General features: G+C 66.8%; 8 protein-coding genes and 2 pseudogenes. 6 read left to right on the top strand and 4 right to left on the bottom strand.

The genetic code is table 11. From position 1 onward, the window contains the following. Both ACFOYX_RS08975 and ACFOYX_RS08970 read right to left on the bottom strand, forming a co-directional pair. On the bottom strand, nucleotides 1-203 hold a 203-nt coding region (locus ACFOYX_RS08975; RefSeq protein WP_377533872.1), incomplete at its 3' end, for a DUF6069 family protein. Nucleotides 204-501: 298 nt separating this feature from the next. Then, complete coding sequence (locus ACFOYX_RS08970; RefSeq protein ID WP_322444044.1) at nucleotides 502-750, bottom strand: hypothetical protein; 249 nt, start codon at nucleotides 748-750, stop codon at nucleotides 502-504. 554 nt (nucleotides 751-1,304) lie between these two features. Here ACFOYX_RS08970 and ACFOYX_RS08965 point away from each other — a divergent pair. Next, nucleotides 1,305-2,249, top strand: a complete 945-nt coding sequence (locus ACFOYX_RS08965; protein WP_322444043.1) for a DUF5996 family protein — start codon at nucleotides 1,305-1,307, stop codon at nucleotides 2,247-2,249. 648 nt (nucleotides 2,250-2,897) lie between these two features. Continuing rightward, nucleotides 2,898-3,995: an integrase core domain-containing protein gene (locus ACFOYX_RS08960; RefSeq protein WP_322444042.1), complete on the top strand. Its 1,098-nt coding sequence runs from the start codon at nucleotides 2,898-2,900 to the stop codon at nucleotides 3,993-3,995. Nucleotides 3,996-4,766: 771 nt separating this feature from the next. Here ACFOYX_RS08960 and ACFOYX_RS08955 read toward each other — a convergent pair. Beyond that, nucleotides 4,767-5,063: a hypothetical protein gene (locus ACFOYX_RS08955; RefSeq protein ID WP_322444041.1), complete on the bottom strand. Its 297-nt coding sequence runs from the start codon at nucleotides 5,061-5,063 to the stop codon at nucleotides 4,767-4,769. A gap of 269 nt (nucleotides 5,064-5,332) precedes the next feature. Next, on the bottom strand, nucleotides 5,333-5,674 hold the full coding sequence (locus tag ACFOYX_RS08950; RefSeq protein ID WP_322444040.1) for a hypothetical protein: 342 nt from the start codon (nucleotides 5,672-5,674) through the stop codon (nucleotides 5,333-5,335). A 383-nt stretch (nucleotides 5,675-6,057) separates the two neighbouring features. Here ACFOYX_RS08950 and ACFOYX_RS08945 point away from each other — a divergent pair. The 4 genes and pseudogenes from ACFOYX_RS08945 to ACFOYX_RS08930 all read left to right on the top strand — a co-directional run bounded on the left by ACFOYX_RS08945 (nucleotide 6,058) and on the right by ACFOYX_RS08930 (nucleotide 9,846). Next, nucleotides 6,058-6,918, top strand: a pseudogene (locus ACFOYX_RS08945) (IS3 family transposase). A 261-nt stretch (nucleotides 6,919-7,179) separates the two neighbouring features. Then, nucleotides 7,180-8,379, top strand: coding sequence for an IS110 family transposase (locus ACFOYX_RS08940; protein WP_322444039.1), 1,200 nt, complete (start codon nucleotides 7,180-7,182; stop codon nucleotides 8,377-8,379). 27 nt (nucleotides 8,380-8,406) lie between these two features. After that, nucleotides 8,407-8,682, top strand: a pseudogene (locus ACFOYX_RS08935) (IS630 family transposase); the annotation flags it as partial. Nucleotides 8,683-9,129: 447 nt separating this feature from the next. Continuing rightward, on the top strand, nucleotides 9,130-9,846 hold the full coding sequence (locus ACFOYX_RS08930; protein WP_322444038.1) for a hypothetical protein: 717 nt from the start codon (nucleotides 9,130-9,132) through the stop codon (nucleotides 9,844-9,846). Nucleotides 9,847-10,732 lie beyond the last annotated feature (886 nt).

Genomic DNA, 10,732 nt, shown 5'->3' with positions numbered 1-10,732 from the left:
GACAACGGGATCGTCTCGCCACCATCGGGGACCTCGAAGTCGACGCCAACGGCCTGGGCAAGCCCAGCGGCGAGGGTGGTGGCCACCATCGCTGCGAGCGTGGCAATGAAGCCGGTGCCGGCGAGCCCGCGGAGTCGGTGGGTGTGGCCGGTCCGGCCCGATGCCGGGCCCGCGACGACCCCGGTGTCATCCATGCTGTTCATGTCGTTCCTCCATCCCTCGGTAACTGGCGTACGGGGTGTGTTGACCGGCATGTGACGGTCCTGGCCCTGGGCGTGACGATGCGCACCCTCGCCATGCGACGGCCGGGGTTCCGCAGGGCGCGGACGCCCGTGCCGCGGAGCCAGAACCCGGCGTCGCGTCCGACGACCGGCCCGGGCTCGCCGTCGCGCAGCTCCAGCTGCACCCGCCCGCGGGTGACGCCGCCGAACGCGTCGCACCACTGCGCCGCGACCACCGCGACACGCGCGCCACCGCGCAGCGCGAGCGTCCACACCGGGACTACTCCGTGCCGTCCGCCGGCAGGCGCTCCGGCAGCCCGAGCCGCGGGAACTGGTCGTCGTGAAAGATGACGATCTCGGTGATCGCCCCGCCGGTGACGCGCAGGACGTCGATCGTCAGCGGCAGGTACGCGCCCTCCCGCTTCCGCCAGTGGTAGAAGGCGACGGCCGGCTGCCGGTTCACCGAGGTGGGGACCGCGCGCAGGCCCTTCATGCCATCGAAGCCGTCGTCGACCCAGCCGTTCACCACCGTGTCGCGGTGCCCGCGACCGGGGGCGACGAGGTGTGGCTGATTCGTCGGTGCCGCTGGGTGGCTTGAGCAGAGCGGCCGCCCCGTCGTTCTGGACGCCCTGTCCACTGATTGAGATCTGTTGCGAGTCGTCGCTGCTTAGGGACCTGTCGGCTGCGCCGTCCGTTCGGTTTGACACGGCCGAAGGCGGTGATGGTGCTCGTGGCGGCGGCAGCCGTGGTGTGGGTTGGGATTGATGCAGGCAAGACCAGGCAACCATGCGGTCGCCGTTGACGGCGACGGCGGAGTGTTGTGGTCGATGAAAGTCGACAACGATCAGCAGGCGATCGCGGAGTTGTTGATGCGGGCTGCCGCTGTCGATGGTGAGGTTCGGTGGGCGGTGGATCTGACGAGCCCGGCCGGACTGAACCGACAACTGGGATCTTCAACATCGCCACGTCGCCCGATTTTCGTGGCCGTGGTTACGCCTGCCTGCTCACCGAGTAGATCATGCGCGGTGGGTTCGCGGCCGCGGCGCGGAGCGTGTGACGCTCATGGTGTGGCATCCTGGAGCGGTGGGCGACGACAGGATCGACCGGACCCGCAAACCGTCGCCGCGGTGGCCGCGGCTGCGTGTGGCGGACTGGGCCGACACCAGGGACACACTGCACATGTGGACCCAGATCGTCGGGAAGATTCGGATGGCGCACGCGCCGGCGGTCAACCACTGGTGGCACGTCACGCTCCACCCTAGTGCCCGCGGGTTGACCACGTCGGCGGTGCCGTACCGGGACGGGGCGTTCGACGTCGAGTTCGACTTCCTCGACCATCGGCTGCACCTGCGCACCAGCGACGGCCGTTCCCGGACCGTGGTGCTGGAGCCCAAGCCGGTCGCGGCGTTCTACCAGGAGACCATGGCCGCGCTGGCAGGGCTGGGCGTGCAGACGCGGATCCATGCCGTCCCCAACGAGGTCGAACCAGCCATCCCGTTCGCCGAGGACGGGGTGCACACGGTGTACGACGGCGCGGCGGCGCAGTTGTTTTGGCGGCAGCTGCTGCAGGCCGAGCGGGTCATCGGGCGGTTCCGGTCCGAGTTTGTCGGCAAGGCCAGCCCGGTGCACTTCTTCTGGGGCGCGATGGACCTGGCGTACACCCGCTTCTCCGGCCGGTCCGCCCCGCCGCACCCGGGTGGCGCGCCGAACTGCCCGCCGTGGGTAATGCGTGAGGGCTACTCCCACGAGCTGGCCAGCTGCGGCTTTTGGCCGGGCGGCGGTGCGGAGGGTGCCTTTTACGCGTACGCCTACCCGGAGCCACCCGGATACGCCGAGCGGCGCGTCCGCCCAGACGCCGCCTCCTACGACGACGGCAGAGGTGAGTTCCTGCTCCCGTACGAGGCGGTGGCCGGCTCGCCGGACCCGGACGCAATCCTTACCGACTTCCTCCGGTCCACCTATGAGTCCGCCGCCGACCTCGGAGGCTGGGACCGGCGAGCTCTCGAGACCGGGCCGAGCGGCGGCTAGTTGTTTCCGTATGACCTTGGTGACGCGTCGAGGGGCTCACGAGGCCGGGGGCCGGTCGTCGACGGCGGTGTGTGCTGGCGGGAACGCTCGCCGCCCTGACCCAACCGGAACTGACCGGCGACGGCTTGCTGCTGCGCCCATGGCAGGTGTCCGACGTGCCACCGACGTGGTCGCCGGTTACGCAGACCCGGCGATCCAGCGGTGGCGCTTCCGCAGCATGAGCGCCGAGGAGCAGTTGCCTGGATCACCGAGTGGTCGGAGTGGAGCCCTGAGCAGATCTCCGGCTGGCTCCGCGCCACATTCCCGCGGCGGCCCGACTGGCACATCTGCCACGAGACCATCTACCAGGCGCTCTACGATCGACCCTGGTCGATCGCCGCAGCCGCTATGTGCATCTGGTTGCCCTGCCTCACGGCCGCGACGCCGCAGCGGTACGCGGCGCGCCCATCGCCGCCATCGCCGAGTTGCCGGCCGCCGCCCGGCACACCCTCACTTGGGATCAGGGCAGCGAGCTGGCCCTGTGCCTGCCGAAAAGTACGTCCGGGCTGGTCAGAGGCTGTTTCGGGCCTGGGAATCGATCTTGCGTCGTTCTCCGACGCGGCTCCTCCTTGCACACCTCCGTTGATGACTGCGCGATGATGCCACTTCATGCTCCTGCGACTCGCGTACCTGGGTATCACGAACGTCGTCGCACTGCTGCGGCTGTTGCCAGGCAGCGACCGGGACAAGGACGCGGAGATCCTCGCGTTACGCCACCAGCTCGCGGTGCTGCAGCGCCAGCTCGGCGAGCGACGCGCCCGGTTCGAACCAGCCGATCGGGCGTTGCTGGCCGCGCTGCTATACCGCCTCCCGAGGCCCACGTTGCACCGTCTGCGGCTGCTGGTGCGTCCCGACACCATCCTCCGATGGCACCGTGACCTCCTCGCACGCCGGCACGCGGCGGCGTCGCGGCCCCACCGGCGAGGCCGGCCGCGCACCGTACGCTCGGTCCGCGCCCTGGTGCTGCGCCTGGTGCGGGAGAACCCGTCGTGGGGGTATCGGCGGGTGCACGGCGAACTGCTCACCCTGGGGGTGAAAGTCGCCGCGTCCACGGTCTGGGAGATCCTGCGCGAGGCCGGCATCGATCCCGCCCCGGACCGGGCCGCCACCACCTGGACGCAGTTCCTGCGCGCGCAGGCCGAAGCGCTGCTGGCAGCAGACTTCATCGAGACGATCACGCTCACCGGCACGAGGATGTACGTCCTCGCGGCCATCGAGCACGCCAGCCGCCGCATCCGGATCCTCGGCGCGACCGCGCACCCGACCGCGGCGTGGGTGACCCAGGTCGCCCGGAACCTGGTCATGGACCTGCAGGACGTCGAGTCGGACGTCCGGTACCTTATCCGCGACCGGGACGGGAAGTACCCGGCGCTGTTCGACCAGATCCTCGCCGACGCGGGGATCACGGTCGTGCGCAGCGGCGTCCGGATGCCCCGAATGAACGCGATCATGGAACGCTCGGTGCGGACCTGCCGCCGGGAGCTGCTCGACCGCACACTGATCTGGAACCAACGCCACCTGCTGCAGGTGCTGCGCGAGTTCGAGATCTTCTATAACGAGCACCGGCCGCACCAGGGCATCGCCAACGCCCGACCACTCGCACCGCTGCCAGATCCGATCACCGATTCGGACCGGCTCGCCCACCTGCACATCCACCGACGTGACCGCCTCGGCGGCATCCTTCACGAGTACGAACATGCCGCCTGACCTGCCTGGATGGAATTCTCGGCAGGCACAGGCTGGTCAGAACCCATGTCTGCAAAATGTGGAGCGGGCAACACAACGTTACGCCCGCTCAAAAACTTGACACAAACGTCGAGAATCTGGCGGCCAAGGATCTAGGGTGACTTGGCGGTGCCAGCCGGTGAAGGATCGGCCTTCGATGTGGTCTAGGCCGAGCCCGGAAACCCAACGCTCTCGCGGCAGCGCACTCAGAGGTTGACAGCGGGAGTCTGGTGGTGGACCTGCTGTGTAACTCGTTCCGCTACGCGGATCGGCAGAACTGGGACAAGATCGCGAAGGCGTTGTAGCCGGTGCACACCGCGCCGACCGAGGATGCCGCGACCGAGCGGTTCATGGAGTTCGCCGACGTTTGGCGCCGCAGGTAGCCGGCGATCGTGAAACTCTGGTCCGACGGGTGGGCCGATTTCGTTCCGTTCCTGTGATCGACATGGAGATCTGAGCTTAGTGGTAGGGGTCGCTCTTGCCGTTCTCGCACTTGTATCCCGAGTCGCAGTTGTTACGGCAGGTTGTCCAGCTTCCGGCCCCCTTGCCGTTGCACCTGGGGCATCGCACCCATTTGGTCTTCTTTCGGCACGCCTTGTTGGAGCAGAGGGCTTCCCGGTCTCTGGTGTACATGCGCTTCCCCAATCGATCACCAGCCCCGTCATTTTTACCGAGGCTCGTGCAGATCGTTCCCTGCTGACGCCTTTACCCCTTCACCGATCTGCGATTTGTCCCATTCGGCGATCGCAGCGGCTACGCGGTTAGGACGCCCTCGGTAATGGCCTGGTCTCGACGCATCATCCTGCGCACCTCGTGACCCTTGTAGTTGTAGATAGCGACCCAGGGACTCTTCGGGAAGCCTTTGATGGCCCAGTAGATGAACACTGCGGGCCAGGCGATCTGCTTGCCGAAGAGCATCAGGAACCAAGTGATGTTGCCCAGGACGAATTCCCGCCAGTTCTTGTCCAGCCCGGCTCGCCAGTGATAGGGCAGGAAACTAGCGAAGACTCCTACGACATACGTGAAGACGACGGTTCCCGCGAACTTCATCTACCAGACCCTTTCGATGCGCAAGGAAACTTCTTGGTGGTCGCTCCGCCCGAGTGCTGGACTCGCTGCTCAGAACTCGGTTGCTTCCCGTGACCGGATTCGGCGACATGGGACACCATTCGCCAGGTCGTCGTCCTAAGGACGCCATTGGCGCCGTCCTTAGGAAACACCAAAGCCGGCGGTCCGGCTGTCGGCTAAGCGACAATTGCGGTACGGACGAAGGCTTGTGCGCTGGCGACTGACCGAGGATGTGGCCCGGGGATGAACGTCTAGTCGCAACGCCGTTCAGTTAGGTCGGTGGCTCGCCTGTCAAGGGTCGTTGGTGATGACGTCGATGTTGATGGTGGCTTTGTAGGTGCGGCGGTCGATGTTCGGTCCGCGGGCCTGGTATTTGGAGTTCGAAGTTTGATCATCCGGGTTTTGGTGCGGATGCGGCGGTCGGGTAGCAGGTTCGCCAGGACGCGTTCGCCGATGGCGCCGACCAAGTCGATGACGGTGTCGGCGATGACGCCGGCGGCCAGGGGGATCTGGTCGCGGGCGGCGTTGAGGGCGGTGGTGAAGCTGGCCCGTTCCGGGTCGAGGCCGGGTCGGCTGTCGGTGGCGTCGGCCATTGCGGTGGGTAGCACCTGGTAGGTGATCAGCAGGGTGTGGAGTTCCTGGTCGATGCCGTCGGGGTGCGGGCTCGCAGGACTCGTCCGCCGAGGATGCTGGATTTGGGTTCGAGGTAGGCGGTCTCGATCTCCCAGCGCTCGTGGTAGAGCCGGGCAAGGTCGCCGGCCGGGTGGCGGCGGACGTCGAGGAGGGTGGTGATCAGCCGGTAGTCGCCGGTGTGGCTGCCGCCACTGGTGGTGATGCTGATCCGGGCATCGACAACGCGGACCCGTCGGCCACTGACGGCTGAAAGCCAGGATCCGTCCGGGGGGCTTCACCCCTGATCTTGGACACCTGAGACCCGATCTTGGAAGGTTCGGGTGGATGGGAGTCCTGGAACACTATGGCTATGAAGCATTACCCGCCCGAGTTCAAGGCCGACGCGGTGGCGTTGTACCGGTCCCGGCCCGGGGTGACGATCGCGCAGGTCGCGGCGGATCTCGGGGTTAACGCTGAGACGCTGCGGAATTGGATCCGCATTGACGACGGGCGGCGCGGCACGGCACCCACGTCGCGGCCGGTCAGCGTCCCGGCGGCCGGGGACTCGGTCGAGGCGGAGAACGCCGCGTTGCGCCGGCGGGTGCGGGAGTTGGAGGAAGAGCGCGACATCCTGCGCAAGGCGGCCCGGTATTTCGCCGGGGAGACGCGCTGGTGAGACGCTTCCAGTTCGTCGCCGACCACCGGACACGCACCCAACCGCCGCTACGTCGGTGACATCACCTACCTGCCCATCGGCGAACGCGCGTTCCTCTACCTGGCCACGGTGATCGACCTGCACTCCCGCCGCCTGGCCGGCTGGGCGATCGCCGATCACATGCGCACCGAACTCGTCCTCGACGCCCTCACCACCGCCCAGCGGACCAGAGGCAGCCTCGACGGGGCCATTCTGCACACAGACCACGGCGGGCAGTACACCTCCAAGGCCTTCGCCGACGCCTGCCGCACCGCCGGGGTCCGCCAGTCCATGAGCGCGATCGGCAGCTCAGCCGATAACGCCGCCGCCGAGTCGTTCAACGCCACGCTCAAACGCGAAACCCTGCAAGGCGGACGCGCATTCACCGACGAGCACGACGCCCGGCTGAGCACGTTCCGCTGGCTGCACCGCTACAACACCGTCCGCCGCCACTCCCGGCTCGGACACCAATCCCCGATCACCTACGAGACCACCCGAACAACATCAACTACGCTGCCTTCAGCGGCATGAAGCCGTGTCCAAGATCAGGGGTCAAGCCCGTTACCTTTTTGATCGTCCCCAGCCGGGGACTCCTCGGTCGCCCGGCCCGGTATGACTTACTGCCCCTGTCGTATGGATGATCCGGAGGGTGTTGTCGCCGGGTCGGGTGGCGTCGGCGGACCGCTGATAGGGACACGGCCACCCTGCGGGTAGGTCTCTTCGTAACGTGGCTGCCGGCAGTCCGACGCCTGGACAGCGGCCGAGGCAGCGATTCGGGTGAGGAGGCGTGGGGTGCACGGCGATTACGGCGTGTTCCTCGGGTTGGACGTCGGCAAGGGTGATCACCACGCGGTGGGGTTGGCGCCGGACGGCAAGCGGCTGCACGATGGACCGCTGCCGAACACCGAGGCCAGGCTGCGGCAGCTGTTCGACAAACTCGGCCGCCACGGCCGGGTCCTGGTGGTGGTCGACCAGCCCGCCTCGATCGGCGCCCTGCCGATCGCGGTTGCCCGGGCGTGTGGTCATCAGGTGGCCTACCTGCCGGGACTGGCCATGCGGCGGATCGCTGACCTGCATCCCGGTGCCGCGAAGACCGACGCCCGCGACGCCTACGTCATCGCCGACGCGGCTCGCACCCTGCCGCACACCCTGCGGCGGGTCGACACCGGCGACGAGACCCTGGCCGAGCTGGAAGTCCTCGTCGGTTTTGACGACGACCTCGCCGGCGAGGCAACCCGCATCGCGAACCGGATCCGGGGCCTGCTGACCCAGATCCACCCCGGCCTGGAACGCGTCCTCGGCCCGAAGGTGCAGCACAAGGCCGTGCTGGAGCTGCTGTCGCGCTGCGGCGGCCCGGCCGGGCTGCGCAAGGCCGGCCGCCGCAAACTGGCCTCGATCGCCGCGGTGCACGCGCCCCGCATGGGCCAACGGCTCGTCGAGCAGATCATGACCGCACTCGACGAGCAAACCGTCACCGTTCCCGGCACCCAGGCGGCGGAGACGATCCTGCCCCGGCTGGCCGACAGCCTCCGCGAGGTGCTGCGTCAACGTGGCCAGGTCGCCGTCGAAGTCGACAGGATGCTTGATGCGCACCCTCTTGCCGAGGTCCTGACGTCGATGCCCGGCATCGGCGTCAGGACCGCCGCTCGGATCCTGCTCGAAGTCGGCGACGGCACCGCGTTCGCCACCCCCGGACACCTTGCCGCCTACGCCGGTCTGGCCCCCGTCACCCGCCGTTCCGGCAGCAGCATCCGCGGCGAACACCCACCCCGCGGCGGCAACAAGCAGCTCAAACGCGCGTTCTTCCTCGCCGCGTTCGCCGCCCTGGCCGACCCAGTCAGCCGCGCCTACTACGACCGCAGACGAGCCGAAGGCAAACGCCACAACGCCGCCCTCATCTGCCTCGCCCGACGCCGCTGCGACGTCCTATACGCCATGCTCCGCGACAAGATCCCCTACCAACCACGCCCGGCAACCCCCGTCCCCGCTTGACGAAACCCATAGGGACACCCCCCGGCCGTGCACCGCTGGCTGGCCGCACACCCCCGCTTCCACCTGCACTTCACCCCGACATCGGCATCCTGGCTCAAACCTCGTCGAGCGCTGGTTCGCCGAACTGACCAACCGCAAACTCCGCCGGTCCAGCCGCCGCAGCCTCGCCGACCTCGAAACGTACGGACGTGGATCGAGGCATGGAACACCGACCCGAAACCGTTCGTCTGGACCAGAACCGCGGACGAGATCCTGAACAGCCTCGCCCCATACTGCGGCCGAACCAACGACTCAGGACACTAGCGACGGAGCCCCAGATGGATCCTGTCGCTCCGGCCAGTGGCGCCCAGGGGCGGACCATGGGCCCGAACTCCACTCAGCGCCGCGCCTGCGCCTGCCGTAAACCCCGCGCAGGCAACGGCGCCCAAAGTCACTCGAGTGAGCCCAAGGCTTGACGGCCCCCGCTCCGTCATGGATGACACTTCGACCGCCTCGGCCACCTGCGCGGGGCAGGAGTGCGGCCGATCCGACTGGTCGGCCAACCCGGCCAGCTGCTCGCTCACATACCAACGATCGCGTCGGCCGGCACGGCGCGAACCGCGTCCAGACGCTGCTCTACAACACGCCCGTCCATCAACAACAAATGATCACAATCGGTCTGTCCTAAATGCGACTGCCCGCCGAGCGAGTGGCAAGGGCCTATTAGCCTGACCTCTGGACTAGCCTGACAAGCATCCGAAAGGGGTAGCCGTGGCGCTGTTCGGAAGCCGCCGGAGGACCGCCAGCAGCAAGCGTCGATTCCCCAGCGACATGCCAGCATGGCTTGCCGCGCTTGGCCGGTTCGAATGGTCTCCCCAGACGAACCCCGCCCCAGAGCAACGCGTGGCCGAGTTCTACTTCATGGCGCAGGCCGACCGCGACTCGTTCCTCCGCGACTTGGCGTCGATCTCGGTTCCGGCCGGCGGGTGGACGGCACTAGGTGGCAAGTACTTGGTGACTGACATCCTGCCCATCGAGACAGACACACCTGAATTCAATGCGATAGTTGCGGCGGGATTAAAGTTTCTGCGGGACAACGGAGTCCCGCCCAACCGCCTTAGCCCGAACGACCGGACGTTGTGGCGCCGCGTCAACACTACCGGCGAAAACTGGCTTGACTGGCGTCCGACGCCCGCCGACACGCTTGTGCCCCTCGCCATGGGCGAGGAACGCAAGATAGCCGAGATCCGGCGGTCAGATGGATATATCAACTCGATCATCGTCAGGTCGGACGGCCCGACCTCCTTTGTCGCAATGATCGAGGGACCGTACAGCGAAGAGGAGCCGCGCATCACGCGGAACGATTGGCACATCGCTCCTACGCTGCACGAGCTCTACATCCGAGTTGGCGAAAGCAGCCAGGTGCCGACGGACTGGGCGTCCGACGATCTCAAACCGTACTTCCCGCTCCCCCCTATGACAATCTGATCGCCAGCGACTGCCTCGGCTTTGTCGTCGGGGATCAATCACCCCACACACGCTGGCCGGCCGGCTCTACCAAACCCCGCATTTGGCTCCGGTCAACGCCTCTCCCTACCCCCTCGCCGGAGGACATCAGTTTGATTGTTCAGCTACTCGAAGTGAAACAACCGCAACGAGAGGCCCTCCGCCGATCGCAGGGGTTCCTGTTCCGGTGACGAATGCGAAACCGCGGCTAGCCACCTATTTCTCATCACCCCATCGGGCAATAACGGCAAAGACTTTTCGAGGAGAAAGGACCCGCTGTGGGACTCTTCACCAGGAAGCCAAAGATCACAGTCTGCGACGTATGCGGAAGGTCGGACGTTGAAGGCTGTGGCGAATCCATGAACCATGTCGAGAAGATTCGAGGCGATGAACCGGGCTGGCTTCCGGTCAACCTCCGGGCGCAAGCCCAAGGCGAGTTCACCTGGCTTTGTGTTCGATGCAACTCCTACCCGGCGATGAAGTGGCCGAGCGTGGGCGGCGCCTCGGCGGGTCTGTCTCTTCACCTAGGCAAAGCGCACCACGTAGGGCACCTTCGCGACATCGCCTCAGGAGTGCCGAATATTGATATGATTCCTGCTCGTTAGCCTCGCGCCTTCACGAAGGCTGGCGGTGGTGGCGGGTCGTGAACGTGAAAATGCCCTCTGGGCTGGGATGATGGGACTTGTCGAGGGTCACATCGTTCCGCCGTGGAGGGCACCTTCCAGATGCACGATACCGGGTCACGTCCGAAGATCGTTGCCACTGCGGACGGGCGGGGTGTCGTCGGGCACGCCGGCGCCCGGTTACTGACGTGATCTCAACAAGAATCCGGTAGGTATCGGTATTCGAAATGGGTGAGGTGGAGAGC

The organism is Micromonospora sp. GCM10011541 (assembly GCF_042650725.1).
Classification (GTDB): Bacteria; Actinomycetota; Actinomycetes; order Mycobacteriales; family Micromonosporaceae; genus Micromonospora; species Micromonospora sicca.
Note: the sequence above shows the minus strand (reverse complement) of the source record. Positions and strands in the feature narration are given on the sequence as shown.